Annotated in this window: 19 protein-coding genes; 12 read left to right on the forward strand and 7 right to left on the reverse strand. The window is 71.7% G+C overall.

Features of this window, described 5'->3' with window-relative positions; translation table 11 throughout:
• Nucleotides 1–20 precede the first annotated feature (20 nt).
• The 3 genes from lysA (at nt 21) to C8P66_RS17535 (ending at nt 4,695) form a co-directional block, all read left to right on the forward strand.
• Complete coding sequence (gene lysA, locus C8P66_RS17525; RefSeq protein ID WP_111399584.1) at nt 21–1,370, forward strand: diaminopimelate decarboxylase; 1,350 nt, start codon at nt 21–23, stop codon at nt 1,368–1,370.
• Nucleotides 1,367–3,928, forward strand: coding sequence for a DUF4175 domain-containing protein (locus tag C8P66_RS17530; protein WP_146422941.1), 2,562 nt, complete (start codon nt 1,367–1,369; stop codon nt 3,926–3,928). The genes lysA and C8P66_RS17530 overlap by 4 nt, the downstream gene beginning before the upstream one ends.
• 134 nt (nt 3,929–4,062) lie before the next feature.
• Entirely contained in the window at nt 4,063–4,695 is a 633-nt protein-coding gene (locus C8P66_RS17535; protein ID WP_211314187.1) for a LysE family translocator, read from the forward strand.
• Nucleotides 4,696–4,768: 73 nt separating this feature from the next.
• Here C8P66_RS17535 and phnD read toward each other — a convergent pair whose 3' ends face one another.
• On the reverse strand, nt 4,769–5,722 hold the full coding sequence (gene phnD, locus C8P66_RS17540) for a phosphate/phosphite/phosphonate ABC transporter substrate-binding protein (RefSeq protein WP_111399586.1): 954 nt from the start codon (nt 5,720–5,722) through the stop codon (nt 4,769–4,771).
• A 123-nt stretch (nt 5,723–5,845) separates the two neighbouring features.
• Here phnD and C8P66_RS17545 point away from each other — a divergent pair, with 123 nt between their 5' ends.
• Complete coding sequence (locus tag C8P66_RS17545) at nt 5,846–6,640, forward strand: inositol monophosphatase family protein (protein WP_158537288.1); 795 nt, start codon at nt 5,846–5,848, stop codon at nt 6,638–6,640.
• Here C8P66_RS17545 and C8P66_RS17550 read toward each other — a convergent pair.
• From C8P66_RS17550 to C8P66_RS17565, 4 genes are all read right to left on the reverse strand, one after another.
• Nucleotides 6,628–7,284, reverse strand: coding sequence for an OmpW/AlkL family protein (locus tag C8P66_RS17550; RefSeq protein ID WP_245903649.1), 657 nt, complete (start codon nt 7,282–7,284; stop codon nt 6,628–6,630). The genes C8P66_RS17545 and C8P66_RS17550 overlap by 13 nt on opposite strands.
• A gap of 144 nt (nt 7,285–7,428) precedes the next feature.
• Nucleotides 7,429–7,914, reverse strand: a complete 486-nt coding sequence (locus tag C8P66_RS17555) for a DUF1269 domain-containing protein (protein WP_111399589.1) — start codon at nt 7,912–7,914, stop codon at nt 7,429–7,431.
• Nucleotides 7,915–8,023: 109 nt separating this feature from the next.
• The gene (locus C8P66_RS17560; protein WP_111399590.1) at nt 8,024–8,356 is read right to left on the reverse strand and encodes an FKBP-type peptidyl-prolyl cis-trans isomerase; all 333 of its coding nucleotides are present in this window, start codon (nt 8,354–8,356) and stop codon (nt 8,024–8,026) included.
• Between the two features lie 42 nt (nt 8,357–8,398).
• Nucleotides 8,399–8,905, reverse strand: a complete 507-nt coding sequence (locus C8P66_RS17565) for a CHAP domain-containing protein (protein WP_111399591.1) — start codon at nt 8,903–8,905, stop codon at nt 8,399–8,401.
• Between the two features lie 261 nt (nt 8,906–9,166).
• Between C8P66_RS17565 and C8P66_RS17570 the strand changes: the two genes are divergently transcribed.
• Nucleotides 9,167–10,075, forward strand: a complete 909-nt coding sequence (locus tag C8P66_RS17570) for an acetamidase/formamidase family protein (protein WP_111399592.1) — start codon at nt 9,167–9,169, stop codon at nt 10,073–10,075.
• Between the two features lie 82 nt (nt 10,076–10,157).
• Here the strand turns inward: C8P66_RS17570 and C8P66_RS17575 are convergent, their stop codons facing one another.
• Nucleotides 10,158–11,051 (reverse strand): hydroxymethylglutaryl-CoA lyase, encoded by an 894-nt coding sequence (locus C8P66_RS17575; RefSeq protein ID WP_111399593.1) that lies wholly within the window; start codon nt 11,049–11,051, stop codon nt 10,158–10,160.
• Nucleotides 11,048–12,220: a CaiB/BaiF CoA transferase family protein gene (locus tag C8P66_RS17580; RefSeq protein WP_245903650.1), complete on the reverse strand. Its 1,173-nt coding sequence runs from the start codon at nt 12,218–12,220 to the stop codon at nt 11,048–11,050. The genes C8P66_RS17575 and C8P66_RS17580 overlap by 4 nt, the downstream gene beginning before the upstream one ends.
• Before the next feature lie 101 nt (nt 12,221–12,321).
• Here C8P66_RS17580 and C8P66_RS17585 point away from each other — a divergent pair, with 101 nt between their 5' ends.
• The 7 genes from C8P66_RS17585 (at nt 12,322) to C8P66_RS17615 (ending at nt 18,158) form a co-directional block, all read left to right on the forward strand.
• Entirely contained in the window at nt 12,322–13,002 is a 681-nt protein-coding gene (locus tag C8P66_RS17585) for a winged helix-turn-helix domain-containing protein (protein ID WP_111399595.1), read from the forward strand.
• A gap of 14 nt (nt 13,003–13,016) precedes the next feature.
• Nucleotides 13,017–14,414, forward strand: a complete 1,398-nt coding sequence (locus C8P66_RS17590) for a sensor histidine kinase (protein WP_111399596.1) — start codon at nt 13,017–13,019, stop codon at nt 14,412–14,414.
• Nucleotides 14,415–14,471: 57 nt separating this feature from the next.
• Nucleotides 14,472–14,774 carry a hypothetical protein gene (locus tag C8P66_RS17595; protein WP_111399597.1) on the forward strand — a complete coding sequence of 101 codons (303 nt, stop codon included), beginning with the start codon at nt 14,472–14,474 and terminating at the stop codon, nt 14,772–14,774.
• A 28-nt stretch (nt 14,775–14,802) separates the two neighbouring features.
• Entirely contained in the window at nt 14,803–15,942 is a 1,140-nt protein-coding gene (locus C8P66_RS17600; protein WP_111399598.1) for a YbfB/YjiJ family MFS transporter, read from the forward strand.
• Between the two features lie 60 nt (nt 15,943–16,002).
• Complete coding sequence (locus C8P66_RS17605) at nt 16,003–17,004, forward strand: zinc-binding alcohol dehydrogenase family protein (protein ID WP_111399653.1); 1,002 nt, start codon at nt 16,003–16,005, stop codon at nt 17,002–17,004.
• Nucleotides 17,005–17,006: 2 nt separating this feature from the next.
• Nucleotides 17,007–17,756, forward strand: coding sequence for an SDR family oxidoreductase (locus C8P66_RS17610; RefSeq protein ID WP_111399599.1), 750 nt, complete (start codon nt 17,007–17,009; stop codon nt 17,754–17,756).
• Between the two features lie 66 nt (nt 17,757–17,822).
• The gene (locus C8P66_RS17615; RefSeq protein WP_111399600.1) at nt 17,823–18,158 is read left to right on the forward strand and encodes an NIPSNAP family protein; all 336 of its coding nucleotides are present in this window, start codon (nt 17,823–17,825) and stop codon (nt 18,156–18,158) included.
• The last annotated feature ends 5 nt before the right edge of the window (nt 18,159–18,163 follow it).

Here is an 18,163-nt window from a genome sequence, read left to right on the forward strand (position 1 = left end):
CCCGCCCCATTATCTCCCCCATGGCCCTGCCTTTGACCGCCCTTCCGGGCGCCGATTCCGTCGATGATCCCTCCTACGCCGAGCTGATTGCCGCGCGTCCCTCGCTCTCGGTCGATCCCGTCGCCGGGCTGATGCTGGAGGAGGTGTCGCTCGCGCGCATCGCCGCGGTCGTCGGCACCCCGGTCTGGGTCTATTCCGCCGGCACCTTGCGGCGGCGGCTGGCCAGCCTGCGCGCGGCCTTGGAGGGCGCGGGGCTCAACGCCACCATCCACTACGCCATGAAGGCGAATGACAACCTCGCCGTCGCCCGCGTGCTCGCGGCTGGTGGGGCGGGGGCGGATGTGGTCAGCGAGGGCGAGCTGCGCGCCGCCCGCGCGGCCGGCATCCCGGCCTCGGCCATCGTCTTCTCCGGTGTCGGCAAGACCGAGCGCGACCTGCGGCTGGCCCTGGCCGAGGACATCTTCCAGATCAATGCCGAGAGCGCCGAGGAGATCGAGATGATCTCGGCGCTCGCGAGCAGCCTCGGCCGCGTCGCGCGGGTCTGCCTGCGGGTGAACCCGGATGTGGATGCCCGCACCCACGCCAAGATCACCACCGGCAAGGCCGAGAACAAGTTCGGTGTCGCGATCGGCGATGCGCCGGCGATCTATGCCCGCATGGCGGCGCTGCCGGGGATCGAGCCGATCGGCATCGCCATGCATATCGGCAGCCAGATCACGGCCGGGATGTCGGCCTATCGCGCCGCCTATGCCAAGCTGGCCGACCTCGTGCGGGCCTTGCGCGCGGCGGGGCTGCCGGTCAGCCGGGTGGATTGCGGCGGCGGGCTCGGCATCCCCTATCGCGACGAGATCGCGCCGCTGCCCGAGGCGCTGGCCGGCGCGATCAAGGCGACACTCGGTGACCTCGGCCTGCCGGTGATGATCGAGCCGGGGCGCTGGCTGGCCGGCCCCGCCGGGGTGCTGGTCGCGCAGGTCATCCTCCAGAAGGGTGCCACGCGGCGCTTCGTGGTGCTGGATGCGGCGATGAACGACCTGCTGCGCCCCGCGATGTACGACGCCTGGCACGGCATCCTGCCGGTCGGGGCGGCGGCGCTGACCGCGCCGCTCTCGCCCGCCGATGTGGTGGGGCCGGTCTGCGAGACCGGCGACACCTTCGCCCGTGGCCGCGCCATGCCGGCGCTGCCGCCGGGGTCGCTGGTCGCCCTGCTGGATGCCGGCGCCTATGGCGCGACGATGAGCAGCACCTACAACGCCCGGCCATTGGCCGCCGAGGTGCTGGTGGATGGCGCCCGCTTCGCCGTGGTGCGGGACCGGCAGTCCTATGAGGATCTGCTCGCCCGCCAGCGCCTGCCGGCCTGGCTTTCCCCGTGACCGACCGGCTTCCCGCCCGGCTTGCCCGTCGCCGCCGCGCGGCGCGCATGGCGCTGTGGTGGGAGGCCTTGTGGCCGCGCCTCTGGCCGGTGCTGGGGGTGGTGGGGCTGTTCCTGGTGGTGGCGCTGCTGGGGCTGCCGCTGCTGCTGCCGCGCTGGCTGCATCTGCTGGGGCTGGCGGGGTTTGCGCTCGCGCTCGTCTGGGTCGCGCGCCGGGCCTTCCGAGGCTTGCGGCCGCCCGCGCCCGGTGCGGCCGACCGGCGGCTGGAACGCGCCTCGGGGCTGCGGCACCAGCCGCTGGAAACCCTGGACGACCACGCGGCGGGGGATGATCCGCTGTCCCGCGCGGTCTGGGCCGAGCACCAGCGCCGCGCCCGCGCCATGATCGGCCGGTTGCGGGTCGGGATTCCCCGGCCCGGGCTGGCGGGGCTGGACCGGCGGGCGCTGCGCGGGGCGCTGGTGGTGGCGCTGGTCGCCTCGGCCGGGGTTGCCGGGGAGGAAGCGCCGGAGCGCCTCCGCCGCGCCTTCCTGCCCCAAATGGCGCTGCCCCCCGCGCCCGAGGCGCTGCGGCTGGAGGCCTGGGTGACGCCCCCCGCCTATACCCGCGCGCCGCCGCTGTTCCTGGATGCCGGCGGCGGGGCAATCACCGTGCCGACCGGCAGCCGGTTGCATCTGGCGCTCTCGGGCGGCAGCGGCGGGGTGCCGGATCTGCTGGTCGATGGCGTCGCCGCCCCCTTCCGGGGGCTGGACGCGACCTCCTACGCCGCCGAAGCCGTGTTGGACCACGGGCTGACCGCCGCCATCCGCCGCGATGGCAGCGAACTGGTGCGCTGGGTGCTGACCGCGCGGGCCGATGCGCCGCCGGTCGTGGCCTTCAGCGAACCCCCGGCGCGGGCGGCGCGCGGCCTCGCGATCCGCCTGCCCTGGCGGGCGGAGGATGACTGGGGCCTCGCCTCGGTGCGGGCCGATCTGCGGCTGGTCGGCCGCCCCGGCGCGGCACCCATGGCGGTGGACCTGTCGCTGCCCGCGGGGGCGGCGAAGCAGGCGCGCGGCACCGCGCAGCCCGATCTCTCGGCGCATCCCTGGGCCGGGCTGGATGTGGCCGTGACCCTGGTCGCGACCGATGGCGCCGGCCAGGAGGGGCAGAGCGAGCCGGCGGTGCTGACCCTGCCCGAACGCGCCTTCTCCCACCCCGTCGCCCAGGCGCTGATCGCGCAGCGCCGCGCGCTGTCGCTGGACCCCTCGGCCCGCACCGCGGCGCGGCTGGAGCTGGACCGCATCACCGGCAATCCCGAGACCTTCGAGGATGACGTCGCGATCTTCCTGACCCTGCGCGCCGCCCGCGCCCGCCTCACCCGCGACCGGCGGCCCGAGGCGGTGCCCGAGGTGCAGGAGATCTTCTGGGATGTCGCCGTGGCCCTGGAGGAAGGTCGCACCGATCGCACCGCCCGCGCCCTGGCCGAGGCCCGGCAGGCGCTGCGCGAGGCGCTGGAGACCGCCCGCCAGCGCGAGGAGGCCGCCACCGCCCGCGACCAGGAGGCCCGCCCCGACGCCGAGCGCGCCGAGGCCGAGCGTCGCATCCAGGAATTGCGCGAGGCGATCCGCCGCCACCTCGAAGCCCTGGCCGAACGGTTGCAGCGGGAGAATGGCGAGGCGCTGCCCTATGACCCCGCCAACCGGCTGATGGATCAGCGCGACCTCGACCGCCGCACCGAGCGCATGCGCGAGGCCAATCGCGAGGACCGCCCCCGCGACGCGCAGCAGGAGCTGGCCGAGCTGGAGCGGATGCTCGACCAGCTCGAACAGGGCCAGGCCAGCCGCGGCGAAAGTGCCGAGCGCCAGCAGCGCCGCGAACGCGGGCAGCAGCAGATGGGCGTGATGCAGGACATGGTGCGCCGCCAGCAGGCCCTGCTGGACCAGGGCCACCAGCGCGCCGAGGCCGCCGACCAGCGCCGCCAGACCGCCCGCCGCCAGCCCGGCCGCCAACCGCCGGCGGGCGAGGAGGCCTCGCCCGGCGATGCCGCGCATGACGCCCGGGTGCAGCGCGCCCTGCGCCGTGCCCTGGGCGAGGTGATGCAGCAATTCGGCGATGTCACCGGCGAGGTGCCCGAGCCTCTCGGCCGCGCCGACCAGGCGATGCGGGATGCGCAGGCGCGGCTGGGCGCCGGCGGCGACGCCCGCCCCGACCAGCAGCGCGCCTTGCGTGAACTGGCCGAGGGCAGCCGCCAGATGGCGCAGCAGATGCAGCGCCAGTTCGGCCAGTCCGAGCCCGGCGACGACCAGGGCGAAGGCGAGGGCGAGGGCATGGCCGATGGCGACCAGCAAGGCGGCCAGGGCCAGGCGCAATCGGCCGAGCAGGGCCAGGGCCGCGACCCGCTCGGCCGGCGCGCGCGGGAGGCCCCGGGGGCCGCCGAGAACAATGGCGACACCCGCGTGCCGGATGAGGCCGAGCTGCTCCGCTCGCGCCGCATCCAGGAAGAACTGCGCCGGCGCGGGGCGGAACGGGCCCGGCCGGTGCAGGAACTGGATTACATCGACCGGCTGTTGAAGCGGTTCTGATGCGCCCGGATGCCCTCGGGCATCCTGCGCGCCCCTCGCTGTCCCCCGCCATCCCGACCGTCCCGGTCCCCAAGGCCCCGCGCCCGGCGCCCGTCAACCATGCCGATGCGGGCATGTGCAGCGCACCGCCGCTTATGTCAGCCTTGATGCCATATCTGGAGGAAACCCATTTGGACGCCGCCTGGTTCGCCTCGGTGCTCGCCTTCGCGCTGTCCACGACGGCGACGCCGGGGCCGAACAACGCCATGGTCATGGCCTCGGGCGCGACCTGGGGGCTGCGGCTGACGGTGCCGCATATCCTGGGGATCTCGCTCGGCTTCGCGGCGATGATGCTGGCGCTGGCGCTGGGCGTCGGGGGTGTGTTTCGCGCGGCCCCCTGGCTCTATGGCGTGTTGCGCTGGCTGGGTGCTGCCTATCTGCTCTGGCTTGCCTGGCGCATCGCCACGGCCCGGCCGGGGGTGGCGCGCGGGCGCAGCGCCTCGCGGCCCTTCGGCTTCTTCCAGGCGGCGGCGTTCCAATGGGTGAACCCCAAGGCCTGGGCGATCGGCGTGGGCGCGGTGGTGACCTTCCTCGGCGATGCCGGGCCGCTGGTGCAGGCCTTCACCCTGACCGGCCTCTTCCTGGCCGTGACCCTGCCGATCACGATCATCTGGGCGCTGATGGGGGTGGGGGCGGGGCGGATGCTCCAGAGCGAAGGGGCGTTGGTCTGGTTCAACCGGGTGCTGGCGGTGCTGCTGGTGGCGTCACTGGTGCCGATGCTGCTTTAGGGTGGTCCTTCGAGGGGCTGGCCCCTCGGGCACCCCAGCAGAAACAGGGTGTTTCTGCACTTCCCCCTTGGGGTTACCGCCGCCTGCGCTCGGCGGCCTCGGCCCGGCGCATGTCCACGAATACGGCATACTCCTCATGCCGCGTTGGCGCCCAGCCGATGGCGCTGCCGCGCTCGATCGCGCGATGGATCTCGGGCGCGGCGCTGGGCAGGGCCAGATGGAAGGCGATGAAATCCGCCTTGAAGCTGGCCGGCAACTCGGTCCGCACCACCAGCGGCCCGTTCTGGATCGGGCGCGAGTGCCAGATGATCCGCAGGTCGGACATCTTCACCAGCCCCTTGTCCACCGCCGCCCGCAGCGCGCCGCGGGAAAACCCCTCGGACTGCTCGCCCTGGCCGCTGGCCCAGGCGACCCCGGCATCGAACTGCCGCCCGAGCACGGCGACCATCAACTGCTCATGCCCGCCGGCGAAGCCGGTGCGGCCGAAGAACTGGTCGGGGTTGATGCCTTGCGCCCGCATCTCGGCGCGGGGGATCAGATAGCCGCTGGCGGAATTGGGATCGGCCCAGCCCATCGCCTTGCCGCGCATCTCCTCCAGGCTGGTGATCCCGCTATCGGCGCGGACATACATGACGGAGACATAGGAGGTGCTGCCATCGGCCTCCTTGGTCACCAGCAGCGGCTCGACGCCGCCATTGGTGTCCATCCAGGTGCCGGCATAGGCGGCGGGCGACATGTAGGAGGCTTCGAGCTGCTTCGCGGCAAAGGCCTGCTGCACGCCGAGGTAGTCCGCCGCGAAGAACAGCCGCACGGGGATGCCGAAAATGGTCTCCATCAGCGCCCGATAGCCTTCGTAGCGGCCAAGGCGGTCGGCCTCGTTCTCCCCGCCCAGGATGCCGAAGCGCAGCACCGGGATCTGCGCCGCCCAGGGGCGGCGGCCCGGCGCTGGCATCGGGTAGGTGGCAGGCTGCGCCATCGCCGGCAGCGCGCCGAGGAAGGGCAGGGTCAAAAGGGCGCGGCGGTGCATCGCTGGGCTCCGGGCAGGGCGTGTGTCCTCAGAATGTCATACTCGCCTGGGGCGGACCATGACTTCCCAGGGGGCGCCGCGCGGCCGCATCCTCCACCGGACACAGCGTTGTTGCGGAGCAGCATGGACAAGACCGAACTCGGGGCCCGGCGCGATGCCGCGGCGGCCATTGCGGTGGAGGCCGCCGCCCTGGCCGCCTGGATGCGGGAGGAAGGCGGGGGCGTCGGGCGGCTGAAGGGGCCGCAGGATTTCGTCACCGAGGCCGATGGCGCGACCGAGGCCTTCATCCGCGACCAACTGGCCAAGGCCTACCCCGGCGAGGCGGTGATGGGCGAGGAGATGGGCGGCTCGACCGAGGCATCGGGGCTGCTCTGGGTGGTGGACCCGATCGACGGCACCTCGAATTTCGCGCGTGGCAGCGATCGCTGGTGCGTCTCCATCGGGCTGGTGCGGGACGGGCGGGCCGTCGCCGGCGCCATCGCCCGCCACGCGCCCGCCGAGGTGTTTGCCGCCGCCGAGGGCTGCGGCGCGACCCTGAACGGGCAGCCGATCCATGCGGCACCCACCACCGACATGACGCGCGCCATCATCGAACTCGGCTGGTCCCGGCGGGTGCCGACCACTGCCTTCATCGCCCTCGCCGGCCGGGTGATGGCCGGGGGGGCGGCCATGCGCTGCGGTGGCTCGGGCTCGCTGGGGCTGGTGGAGACGGCGGTGGGGCGGCTGGATGCCTATCTGGAACTGCACATCAACTCATGGGACGCCGCCGCCGCCTTGGCCATCGCCCGGGAGGCCGGGTGCTGGACCAATGCCTTCGACAGCGGCGACTGGCTGGCCCATGGCAATCCGGTCGGCTTCGGCGCCCCGGGCCTGGCCGGGGCGCTGGAGCGGCTGTTGGACGAGGCTCAGAACCGGTAGCGCACGCCCATGCCGACCACCCAGGGGTCGAGGTTGGTGGTCGCGTTGATCCGGCCGACCGAGGTTTCGACCGCGACATCCGGGCGCAAATAGAACTTCTTCACATCGAAGTTCAGCAGCCAGTTCGGCGCGAACTCGATGTCGAGGCCGGCATTCAGCGCGGCGCCGAAGGCGTTCTCGACATCGACCTTGGTCACCGGCGCGGTGCGCCCGCCGCCCTCGCCGTAGAAGACGGTGTAGGTCACGCCGACGCCGACATAGGGGCTGTACCGGGACTGCGGCATCGGGTGGTATTGCAGGGTCAAGGTCGGCGGCAGCGCCCAGACGCGGCCGAGATCGACGGTGCCGAGGGCGGAGCCGCGGACCTCGACATCATGGCGGGTGGTCGCCGCGATCAGGTTCAGCGAGATGTCGTTCCTGACGAAATAGGTGAAATCCAACTGCCCGGTCACCGAATCGGAGACGTTGGGGGTGCCGTCGATCATCGAGACATGCCCGCCATTCATCGGCAGCAGGCCGATGACGCTGGCGCCGATCATGAAATCGCCGGTCTGGTGGCCGCGCGGGGCGGTATCCTCCGCCATCGCCGGCAGGGCCAATAGCGAGAGCGCCGCGGCGCCGGCGAGTACGATCTTGTTACGCATAACACGTTCCATTTCTACTTGGTGTGCAATGGAACGCTATTGGCGCCAATTTTCCGCGACTGTCCTTGCGCCGAATCAAATCCCGCAAAAGAAAAGCCAGGTGTCGCCACCTGGCTTTTTCTTGACCGATTAGTCGGTCTGCAATCAGTCGGCGTGCAGCGCCGCGCGCAGCTTGCTCTCCTGCTCGGAGGATAAATTCGTCCGCAGCACCGTGCCGCCGAACTGCGCCATGGCGGGCAGCACCTTGTCGGCCGTCGCCTTGCGGACCAGCACGCAGAGCGCGGCCTGGCCGGGCGACAGGGCGCTGGTCGCGTCCTTCATGAAGGTGTCGTCGATGCCGAGGTCGGAGAAATGCCCGCTCAGCGCGCCGGCCCCGGCGCCCAGCGCCGCGCCGATCAGCGGGTTGAGGAACAGCAGACCGATCAGCGCGCCCCACATGCCACCGGCGGCGGCCCCGGCGGCGGTCGTGTTCACAAGCTGGTTGAGCTTCACACTGCCATCGGGCTGGCGCACCGCGACCACGGCGTCCCCAAGCTCGACCAGATATTCCTTCTGCAACTCGAACAGCTTGGCCCGCGCGGCCTCCGCGATTTCTTCCGACGGGTAGGCGACGATGATGAGGTCGGCCATGGGCATGCTCCTGCGCACAATATCGGCCTTGTATCTTGGTCGAGGCGAGGAGCGGAACAAGGCACGCGCCCCCGGTGCCGCCGAAGCGTCACCGGGGGCGGCGTGGGGATCAGCCGACGCCGAGCAGTTCCACGTCGAACACCAGCGTCGCATTCGGCGGGATCACCCCGCCGGCGCCGCGCGCGCCGTAGCCCAACTCGGGCGGGATCACGAGGGTGCGCTGGCCGCCGACCAACATGCCGGCAACGCCCTGGTCCCAGCCCTGGATCACATGGCCGGCGCCAAGCTGGAAGACGAAGGCATCGCCGCGGTCGCGGGAGCTGTCGAACTTGCGGCCCTTGTTGTCCGGCGCCGCGGCGTCGAACAGCCAGCCGGTGTAGTGCACCGAAACCTGTTGGCCGGGCGTCGCGGCCGCGCCTGTACCGAGCTTCACATCCGTCATGGCATTTGCCTCCGTTTCACGAGGCGCGGGTGTAGCGGAGGCTCAGGCGTAGATGAAGCCCAGTGTCGGATAGGCCGAATGCCCCCAGTCGCTGACCGGCGGATACCAGACCCGCACCAGCGACCAGTCGTTGCGGGCGGAGAGATCCATCACCGGCTGGTCCCGCGCGACGCGGCCGCGGGTGGAGCCGCTGGCCCAATTGGCGTGGTCCACGCGGATCTCGCGCGGGCCGACGATGCGCGACACCACCGAGAGATGGCCGCTGCGGTTGCGGGAGGTGCGCTGGAACACCAGCACCGCATCGCGTTGCGGCGAGCGGCCGCGCCGGTAGCGCCCCTCCGCCGCATCCCACCATTCCCAGGCATCGCCTTGCAGCCGGATGCCGGAACGCTCCCGCGCGAAGGGGACGCAGGTGGTCGGCCCGCTCCAGGCCATCGAGGCCCCCGGCACGTCGCGCCGCGCGCCTGTGCTGCCGCAGGCGGCGGCCAGCAGCGGCAGGCCGAGGATCAGCCGGCGCGGCGCAAGCAATACGGGAGGATCATTCGCCATGGCGTTGGAGTCATAGCAAAACCTGCCCAGGCGATGCCACGGGGGATTTTCCGCAACCCGGCGCGGGGCCGGGGCGGTATACTGGGGGTGCCCTCCCACGGGGCGTCCGGGAAAGGATGTAAGGAAGTAAGATGGTAAGGCGGGCCTGAAGAGGCGGGCACCATTGACCACCCCCTGAGCCGTTCCTAGCGTGCAAGCGTGGCTGTCGCCTGGGCGTGTCGGACGACACGGCTTGCACCAAAGAGAGTTCCGGGGAGCCCGATGGCCACGCACCGCTTTCATCCCATCCGATATTACAACGCCATCGGCACCGCCGAGCCCTGCCTTCGCGTCGCCGATGGCGACACGGTGGTGACGGATACGGTCGACGCCTCAGGTCTCGATGCCAGCGAGGTTGCCGTCGCGAGCCGGCCAAACCCGATGACCGGGCCATTCTACGTCGAAGGTGCGGAGCCTGGTGACACCCTCACCGTCCACATCGACCGGCTGACGCCAAGCCGGGCGACCGGTTGGACCAATTCGCCGCTCGCCCTCACTGTGCTGGACCCGGCCGCGATCCTGGATCGGCCGCCGACGCAACGGGTGGTGTGGGATATCGACGGCAAGGCCGGGTCGGTCCGGCTGCAGGAGCCGGTGAAGGGGCTGGAGTCCTTCTCCCCGCCGCTCCAACCCATGATCGGCTGCTTCGGGGTCGCGCCGGCGGGCGGGCAGGCGCTGTCCACCGCGACCAGCGCACAGAATGGCGGCAACATGGACTATCGCCTGTTTGCCCCGGGAACGACGGCCTGGTTCCCGGTCTCCGTGCCGGGAGCGCTCTTCTATCTGGGCGACGGCCACGCCTGCCAGGGTGACGGTGAGATCGTCGGCACCGGCATCGAGACGTCCTTCGAGATGGAGGTCACCTTCCGTGTGCTGAAGCGCAGGATCCTCTGGCCGCGCGGCGAGACGGCCGATGATATCTTCACCGTCGGCAATGCCCGGCCGCTCGATCAGGCCCTGCAGCACGCCACCACCGAGATGATGCGGTGGCTCGGCGAGGATTATGGGCTGGACGCGCGGGCGGCCAGCCATCTGATGGGCCAGGTCGTGCGCTATGATGTCGGCAATGTCTTCAACCCCGCCTACACGGTTGCCTGCCGCATTGCGAAGCGCTGGCTGACGAAACCGTAGGGGCGGCTAAGGGGGAAGCGCAGAAACACCTTGTTTCTGCTGGGGTGCTCGAGGGGTGAACAGCCCCTCGATCTTTTTCCCGCTACGCCGCCTTGCGCACCGCAGGCACGCCCCGCATCCGCCCGCCCGGCATGCCGCCCGGCACCGCGGCCGCCAGATCCGCCGCCGTCAGCAGGGTGCGGTAGTCGAAGCCGGTCTCGACCCCCATGCGGGAGAACATCCAGGCGACATCCTCGGTCGCGACATTGCCGGTGGCGCCGGGGGCGAAGGGGCAGCCGCCGAGCCCGCCCGCGGCGCTGTCGATCACCCGCGCGCCCGCCCGCCAGGCTGCCGCGACATTGGCCAGCCCCATGCCGTAGGTGTCATGGCCATGGAAGGCGAAGCGCGGCCCGAACAGCGCGACGGCGTCGGCGAACACCCGCTCCACCTGGTCCGGCGCCGCATTGCCGGTGGTGTCGCAGAGCGCGATCTCCATGGCAGGGTCCAGCTCGGCGATGCGCGCCACCCAGTCGATCACCATCGGCTCCGGCACCACCCCCTCGAAGGGGCAGTGGAAGACGCAGGAGAGGTTGAAGCGCAGCGCCACCTCCGGCGGGGTGTCGAGGATGATGGCGGAGAGGCCGGCGAAGCTTTCCTCCCGCGTCGCATTCAGATTGGCGCGGTTGTGGCCTTCGGTCGCGCTCATGAACAGGCCGAGGCGATGCGCGCCATGGGCCAGGGCCAGGTCGAAGCCGCGCCGGTTCGGCACCAGCACGCAGCATTCCAGCCCCGGCAACTGGCGCGCGGCGGCGAGGACCTGGGCGGTATCGGCCATCTGCGGGATGGCGCGGGGGGAGACGAAGGCGCCGACCTCCATCCGCCGCGCGCCGGCGGCGTGCAGGGCGCGGACCAGCGCGATCTTGGTGTCGGTGGGCACGAAGCCGTCGATGGACTGAAGCCCGTCGCGCGGGGCGACCTCGCTGATGGTGACCTTCATGCCGCATCCCCCAGAAGAGTGCCGAAGACATGTTCGTTGTGCGCCCCGATGGCCGGCGCGGTCCAGCGCACCATCTCGGGCGGGGTGACGCCGTCGAAGCGGAACGGCGGCGCCGGGTGCAGCACCGGGCCGAGCAGCGGGTCCTGCACCGGGATCACCATCTCGCGGGCCTGGAAATGCGGGTCCTCGACGCAGTCGCGCATGTCGAACAGGCGGGAGCAGGGCACCTCGGCCGCCTCCAGCACCGCCTGCGCGTCCTTGGCGGAGAGGGTCCGCGTCCAGTCGGCGATGGCGCCATCCAACTCGCCCACATGCAGGCAGCGGCTCGTGTTGTTGACCATGCGCGGGTCGGCCGCCAGCTCCGGCCGCCCGATGGCCCTCATCAGCCGGCCGAAAATCAGATCCGAATTGCCGGCGACGCAGAGCCATTTGCCATCGCCGCAGGGGTAGGTGTTGGTGGGGGCCGCGGTCGGGATCGCCGCCCCGGCCGGCTGGCGGATGGCCCCGGTCAGCCCGTATTCCGGCAGCATCCCCTCCATCAGCGAGAAGACGCTGGAGACGAGGTCCAGATCCACGATCCGCCCCCGCCCGGCCTCCCCCTTGCGGTCGCGCCCCCAGCAGGCCGAGACCACCGCCATCGCCGCATACATCCCCGCGAGGTCGTCGCTGATCGAGACGCCGCAGCGCGGGGGCGGGAACTCCGCCTGGCCCGGATTGGCGGTCAGATGCCGCAAGCCGCCCATGGCCTCGCCGATCGCACCGAAAGCCGGCTTGTCGCGATACGGCCCGTCCTGGCCGTAGCCGGAGACGCGGGCGATCACGAGGCGGGGGTTGGCCGCCTGCAACACCAGGGGGCCGAGGCCGATGCGTTCGAGATAGCCGGGGCGGAAATTCTCGACCAGCGCATCGGCGCGTGCGCAAAGGGCGATGACCCTGGCCCGCCCCTCGGGGGATTTCAGGTCCAGCGTGACCGACATCTTGTTGCGGCCATGGATGCTGAACCAGACCGGATGGCCGTTGTGGGTCGATCCCCAGCCGCGGATCGGGTCGCCCTCGGGCGGTTCGACCTTGATGACCTCCGCCCCCATGTCGGCCAGCAGGCGGGTCGCGAAGGGGCCGGCGATATAATGGCCAAGTTCAACGACCTTGAGCCCTTCAAGTGGCAGCATTCGCCCCATATCCCCCCTGCGTCAGGCGCCATTCCTAATCCCTGCCCGGCTCGGCTAGAAGGGGTGGCCGGCGACACCGCCGGGAATCGAGAGGGCCCACCATGCGTATGCTGCTGGTCGAGGATGACGTCGAAGTCGCCCGCTTCGTGAAGAAGGGGCTGATGGAGGCGGGCCACGCCGTCGAACACGCGCCGAATGGGCGGGACGGGCTGTTCATGGCCGCCTCCGAGCCCTTCGATCTGCTGGTGCTGGACCGGATGCTGCCGGGCGGCGTCGATGGGGTGCGCCTCGTGGAGACGCTCCGCAGCCAGGGCAACAAGACCCCGGTGCTGTTCCTGACCGCGATGACCGCGGTGGATGAGCGGGTGCGGGGCCTCAAGGCGGGCGGGGACGACTACCTTACCAAGCCCTTCGCCTTCGCCGAGCTGCTGGCGCGCTGCGAGGCGCTGGGCCGCCGCCCGGCCTCCGATGCCCCCGCGACCCGGCTCAAGGTCGCGGATCTGGAGCTGGACCTGCTCTCCCGCACCGTCACCCGGGCGGGGAAGAAGGTGGATGTGCAGCCGCGCGAATTCCGCCTGCTGGAGCATCTGATGCGCCATGCGGGGCAGGTCGTGACCCGGACGATGCTGCTGGAGAAGGTCTGGGACTACCACTTCGACCCCCAGACCAACGTCATCGACGTCCACGTCTCCCGCCTGCGGCAAAAACTGGACAAGGGGCATGACCGGCCGCTGATCCATACCGTGCGCAACGCCGGCTACATGATCCGGGCGGAGCCCTGACCGGGCGGGCGCCCATGCCCGCCCCCTTCACCCGCCAGCGCGTGATGCTGGTGCTGCGCAGCGCCGGGCTGCGCTTCGCGCTGTTGTTCGCCGCCCTGTTCCTGCTGGCGGGGCTGGCCTTCTCGGCGGTGCTCTGGTGGGGCACGGCGGGGGCGCTGGACCGGCAGACCGCCGCCGCGATCCGGGCGGACACCACCGCCTTGATGGAACGCTGGCGCGACGGCGGCCGGCCGGCGCTGATCGAGGCGATCGAGGCGCGCCTGGCCGCGGATATCGAGGACCAGACCCTCTATCTGCTGCTGGACCGCGAGGGCACGCGCCTCGCCGGCAACCTCGAAACCCCGCCGGCGCAGGCCGATACCGACCCCGCCTGGTTCAACATCACCTTGGCGCGGGAGGGCGAGCCCTCCGAGGCGCGGCTGTTCCGGCTGGACCTGCCTAGTGGCTCGCGCCTGTTCGTCGGCCGGGATGTGGCGGAGAAGCAGCGGCTGCGGGCGCTGCTGACCGATGCGCTGGCGCTCTCGGCCGCGGCCGCCGCCTTCTTCGCCGGGCTCGGGGCCTGGCTGCTGCGCCGGGCGCTGTCCCAGCGCCTGGCACCCGCGACCTTGACGGCCGCGGCCATCGCCTCGGGCGACCTCGCCCCCCGCGTGCCGCTGAGCGGGCGGGGGGATGAGTTCGACCGCATGGGCGAGACCATGAACACCATGCTCGACCGCATCGCGACCCTCATGGAGGGCGTGCGCGGGGTCTCGGACGCCATCGCGCACGACCTGCGCACGCCCATCGCCCGCGCCCGCGCCAAGCTGGAGGAGGCGCTCTCCGGCAGCCCCGCCGACAGTGCCGCGCTGCGCTCCGCGATCGAGCAGGGCATCGCCGATCTGGATGGCGTGACGCGGGTGTTCCAGGCGGTGCTGCGCATCGCCGAGGTCGAGGCCGGCGCCCGCCGCGCGGCGTTCTCAAGCCTCGACCTCTCCCCGCTGCTGGAGGATGCGGCCGATCTGTATCTGCCCTCGGCCGAGGCGCGGCAGATTTCGCTGGAGACGGAGATCGCGCCGGGGCTGGTGATGCGCGGGGACCGCGACCTGCTGCTGCAGGCGGTGGCGAACCTGCTGGACAATGCGGTGAAGTTCACGCCGGAGGGTGGCTCCATCCGCTTGGTCGCCCGCCGGGGCGCGCGGGCGATCTGGGTCGATATCGCCGATGCCGGGCCGGGGCTGAGCGAGGCCGACCTGCCGCGCGCCGGCACCCGATTCTTCCGCGCCGACAGTGCGCGGACGATGCCGGGCTCGGGCCTCGGCCTGTCGCTGGTGCGGGCCGTGGCGGTGCTGCACCGGGGCGAGTTGCATCTGGCGGAGGCGCGGCCCGGCGAGGACCCGCCGGGGCTGCGCGCGACCTTGAGGCTGCCCGCATGAGAGTGTCGTTGCGAAAAAGTCATGCCGCGCCCACCGGCAGGTGGCCCGCCGGGGGTTATGACGCCCCCCATGAATCTGGTCCTGCTGGCAGCGGCACTCCTGTTGCTTGCGCCTCCGCTCCGTGCCGGGGCCGCTGCCCAGGGGCAGCCCCAGCCCCTGCGGGTGACGACCGACAGCGCCGAATATTGCGATGTGCTGGCCCGGCGGATCGCCGCGGCCCCCGAGGCCGGCTCGGAGCCCGCCTTCACCTTGGCCGAGGAGGGGCGGCGCCTCTGCGAGGCCGGGCACATCCGCACCGGCATCGCCAGGCTGCGCCGGGCGCTACGGGCGGCGACACCGGGTGTGACGCCCGGGCATTGAAGTCCCCGCGGGATGCCGGGATCGGGCCGTGACCGAGACTGTTGCCTGGCTTCGCCCCGCGCTCGCGGGGTCGGTCGCACTCGGCTGCTGCATCGGCTTCGCCCGCTTCGGCTTCGTCCCGATGTTCCCGGCCATGGTGGGCGCGGGCTGGGTCGAGGGCGCGGGGGCGGGGCTGCTGGGGGCGGCGAACCTCACCGGGTATCTGCTCGGCGCCTTGTGCGCGCAGCGGGTGGCGCGGCGGATCGGCTTCCGCCCGACGCTGGAGCTGGCGATGGGGGCGGCGGGGGTGTCGCTGCTCGCCTGCGCCACCCCCGCGCCGCTGCTGTGGTTCGTGATCTGGCGGGCGCTGGCCGGGGTCGCGGGCGGGTTGCTGATGTCGCTCGCGGGGCCTGCGGTGCAGGCGGCGGTGGCGCCCCGTTTTCGCGGGGCGGCCTCCGGCGTCGTGATCGCGGGCGTCGGCGCGGGGGTGATCGTGCTCTCGCTGGTGCTGCCCTGGCTGCTGATGCTGGGCGTTGGGGCGGGCTGGGCCGGGCTCGGCGTGCTGACCCTGCTCGGCTGGGCCTGGTCGCGCAGGCATTGGCCCCCGGCGTCGCCGCCGCGCGATTCGGCCGCGCCCGCGGTCCCGGCGGTGCAGCTTGTGGTGGCCTATGGGTTCTCGGGGGCGGGGATGGTGCCGCCTATGGTCTATCTCGCCGATCTGGCGGTGCGCGGGCGCGGCCTCGGGGTGGGGATGAGTTCGGGCGTCTGGCTGCTGTTCGGGCTCGGCGGGATGATCGGCACGGTCCTCGGCGGGCGGGCGGTGGATGCGCTGGGGCCGAGCCGGGCGCTGCGGCTCTGGCTCACGGCGCAGGTCGCCGCATTGTGCTTCGCGCTCTGGCCCGGTGGGGGGGCCGCCTGGCTCGGGGCCGCGGCGATCATGTCGGGGTTTTCCGGCGTCGGTGTCTCGGCGGTGGCGCTGGCGGCGCTCAGGCGGCAGGCCGGGCCGGGGGCGGCGGGGCTGTGGCCGCGCGCCACCGCGGCCTATGCGGCGGCCCAGGCGGCCACCGGCTTTGCACTGGCCTGGCTTTTCGCGCAGAGCGGACAGGAGCACTGGCCGGTGTTCTCGGCGGGGCTGGTGTTCTCGCTGGCGGCACTGGCCACCGGCTGGCGGGCGAGCCGCGATGGCTGAACGACTTGCCCCGGCGACGGGGCGGCACAATCTCAACGCACTTTCCTCGGGGGCATGATCATGAAAGCTGTCGGCTATACGCATTGTCATCCGGTGACCCATCCCGAAGCCCTGCTGGATCTGGTGCTGCCCGATCCTGCGGCGCCCAAGGGGCATGACATCCTGGTCGAGATCCGCGCCGTCGCGGTCAATCCGGTCGATACCAAGGTGCGCCGCGCCGCCGATCCGGCCGGCGAGCCGCGCGTGCTCGGCTTCGACGCCGCGGGCGTGGTGCGGGCCAAGGGCCCGGATGTGACGCTGGTCGCCGTGGGGCAGGAGGTCTTCTTCGCCGGCTCCATCGCCCGGCCCGGCAGCAATGCCGAGCTGGAACTGGTCGATAGCCGCATCGTCGGGCCGAAGCCGAAGTCGCTCTCCTTCGCCGAGGCGGCGGCGCTGCCGCTGACCACCATCACCGCCTGGGAGGCGCTGTTCGAGCGCCTGGCCATCCCGCGCGGGGCCAAGGGCGCCATCCTGATCGTGGGCGGCGCCGGGGGCGTCGGCTCGATCGCGGTGCAGCTGGCGCGCCAGCTCACCTCGCTCACCGTCGTCACCACCGCCAGCCGGCCGGAGACCAAGGCCTGGGTGGAATCCCTCGGCGCGCATCACGTGCTGGACCACAGCAAGCCGCTGGGGCCGCAGGCCAAGGCGCTGGGCTTAAGCTTCCCCTACATCCTCTCGACCACCGAGACCGAGAGCCACTGGGCCGAGATCGTGGACATCATCGCGCCCCAGGGCGCGCTCTGCATGATCGACGACCTGGGTGCGGCGCCGGTCGGCGCGCTGAAGCCGAAATCGGCCAGCCTGCATTGGGAATACATGTTCGCCCGCCCGGTCTGGGGCACGCCGGACATGGTCGAGCAGCACCGGCTGCTGGTCGAGGTGTCGCGCATGATCGATGCGGGGACGCTGAAGACCACGATCGGGCAGAATTTCGGCCGCATCAACGCCGAGAACCTGATCCGCGCCCATGCCTTGCAGGAAAGCGGCAAGGCGCGCGGCAAGATCGTGCTGGAGGGGTTTTGAGCATGCTCGCTCTCATCACCGGCGCCTCGGCCGGCTTTGGTGCCGCGATCGCCCGGCGTTTCGCCGAGGACGGCGCGAAGCTCGTGCTGGTCGGGCGGCGGGGGGAGCGGCTGCGGGAACTGGCCGATGAGTTGGGCGGCTGCCATGTGCTGGTGCTCGACGTGCGGGACCGCGCGGCGGTGGCGGCGGGGATCGCCGGGCTGCCGGCGGACTTCCAGGCCATCGACCTGCTGGTGAACAATGCCGGGCTGGCGCGTGGGCTGGCCCCGGCGCAATCGGCCGACCTCGATGACTGGGACGCGATGGTGGACACCAACATCAAGGGGCTGATGTATATGACCCGCGCCATCCTGCCGGGGATGGTGGAGCGCGGCCGCGGGCATGTGGTGAACATCGGCTCCACCGCCGGGGAGTTCCCCTATCCCGGCGGCAATGCCTATGGCGCCAGCAAGGCCTTCGTCCGCCAGTTCAGCCTGAACCTGCGGGCCGACCTCTGGGGCACGCCGGTGCGGGTCACGGATGTCGAGCCGGGGCTGGTCGGCGGCACCGAATTCAGCACGGTGCGCTTCGGCGGCGATGCGGCCAAGGCGGCGGCGATCTACGAGGGCGCGGATGCGCTGACGCCGGAGGACATCGCCGATACCGTGCATTGGGTCGCGACGCGCCCGGCGCGGGTGAATGTGAACGTGGTGCAGGTGATGCCGGTGACCCAGTCCTTCGGGCCGCTGCGGGTGCACAAGCCGGGCGCCTGATGCGCGCCCCGGTGGACCTCCACCGGCAGGCGTTTCATGCTGTGGGCATCAACAGGAGCCCACTGCATGATCGTCGATCTTCGTATCTACACCTGTGCCCCGAACCGCATGGCCGAGTTCGTGAAGCTCTATGAGGAGGCCGCCTGGCCGATCCAGAAGAAGTATCTCGGCCGCTGCCTCGGCTGGTACACCACGGCCGAGGGCGCGCTGAACACGGTCGTCCACATGTGGGCCTATGAGAACCAGGGCGACCGCGAGCAGCGCCGCGACGCGATGGCCGCGAGCCCGGAATGGCAGGGCTACCTGGCCAAGGCGGCGGCGCTCGGCGCGCTTCAGAAGATGGAAAACCGTATCCTGAAGCCGACCGGCTTCTTCGCGGCCTATGATTCCGCCAAGCCGTAAACGGC

This window comes from Humitalea rosea (genome assembly GCF_003253705.1).
GTDB lineage: Bacteria > Pseudomonadota > Alphaproteobacteria > Acetobacterales > Acetobacteraceae > Humitalea > Humitalea rosea.

Excerpts from the sequence above, each read along its gene's own strand:
- C8P66_RS17615 (WP_111399600.1), top strand. The coding sequence starts at position 17,823 with ATGATCGTCGATCTTCGTATCTACACCTGTGCCCCGAACCGCATGGCC.
- C8P66_RS17560 (WP_111399590.1), bottom strand. The coding sequence starts at position 8,356 with ATGACGGATGTGAAGCTCGGTACAGGCGCGGCCGCGACGCCCGGCCAA.
- C8P66_RS17580 (WP_245903650.1), bottom strand. The coding sequence starts at position 12,220 with ATGCTGCCACTTGAAGGGCTCAAGGTCGTTGAACTTGGCCATTATATC.
- C8P66_RS17570 (WP_111399592.1), top strand. The coding sequence starts at position 9,167 with ATGGCCACGCACCGCTTTCATCCCATCCGATATTACAACGCCATCGGC.
- C8P66_RS17590 (WP_111399596.1), top strand. The coding sequence starts at position 13,017 with ATGCCCGCCCCCTTCACCCGCCAGCGCGTGATGCTGGTGCTGCGCAGC.
- C8P66_RS17610 (WP_111399599.1), top strand. The coding sequence starts at position 17,007 with ATGCTCGCTCTCATCACCGGCGCCTCGGCCGGCTTTGGTGCCGCGATC.
- C8P66_RS17535 (WP_211314187.1), top strand. The coding sequence starts at position 4,063 with ATGTCAGCCTTGATGCCATATCTGGAGGAAACCCATTTGGACGCCGCC.
- C8P66_RS17575 (WP_111399593.1), bottom strand. The coding sequence starts at position 11,051 with ATGAAGGTCACCATCAGCGAGGTCGCCCCGCGCGACGGGCTTCAGTCC.
- C8P66_RS17565 (WP_111399591.1), bottom strand. The coding sequence starts at position 8,905 with ATGGCGAATGATCCTCCCGTATTGCTTGCGCCGCGCCGGCTGATCCTC.
- C8P66_RS17550 (WP_245903649.1), bottom strand. The coding sequence starts at position 7,284 with ATGCGTAACAAGATCGTACTCGCCGGCGCCGCGGCGCTCTCGCTATTG.
- C8P66_RS17595 (WP_111399597.1), top strand. The coding sequence starts at position 14,472 with ATGACGCCCCCCATGAATCTGGTCCTGCTGGCAGCGGCACTCCTGTTG.
- C8P66_RS17605 (WP_111399653.1), top strand. The coding sequence starts at position 16,003 with ATGAAAGCTGTCGGCTATACGCATTGTCATCCGGTGACCCATCCCGAA.
- lysA (WP_111399584.1), top strand. The coding sequence starts at position 21 with ATGGCCCTGCCTTTGACCGCCCTTCCGGGCGCCGATTCCGTCGATGAT.
- C8P66_RS17585 (WP_111399595.1), top strand. The coding sequence starts at position 12,322 with ATGCGTATGCTGCTGGTCGAGGATGACGTCGAAGTCGCCCGCTTCGTG.
- C8P66_RS17555 (WP_111399589.1), bottom strand. The coding sequence starts at position 7,914 with ATGGCCGACCTCATCATCGTCGCCTACCCGTCGGAAGAAATCGCGGAG.
- C8P66_RS17545 (WP_158537288.1), top strand. The coding sequence starts at position 5,846 with ATGGACAAGACCGAACTCGGGGCCCGGCGCGATGCCGCGGCGGCCATT.
- phnD (WP_111399586.1), bottom strand. The coding sequence starts at position 5,722 with ATGCACCGCCGCGCCCTTTTGACCCTGCCCTTCCTCGGCGCGCTGCCG.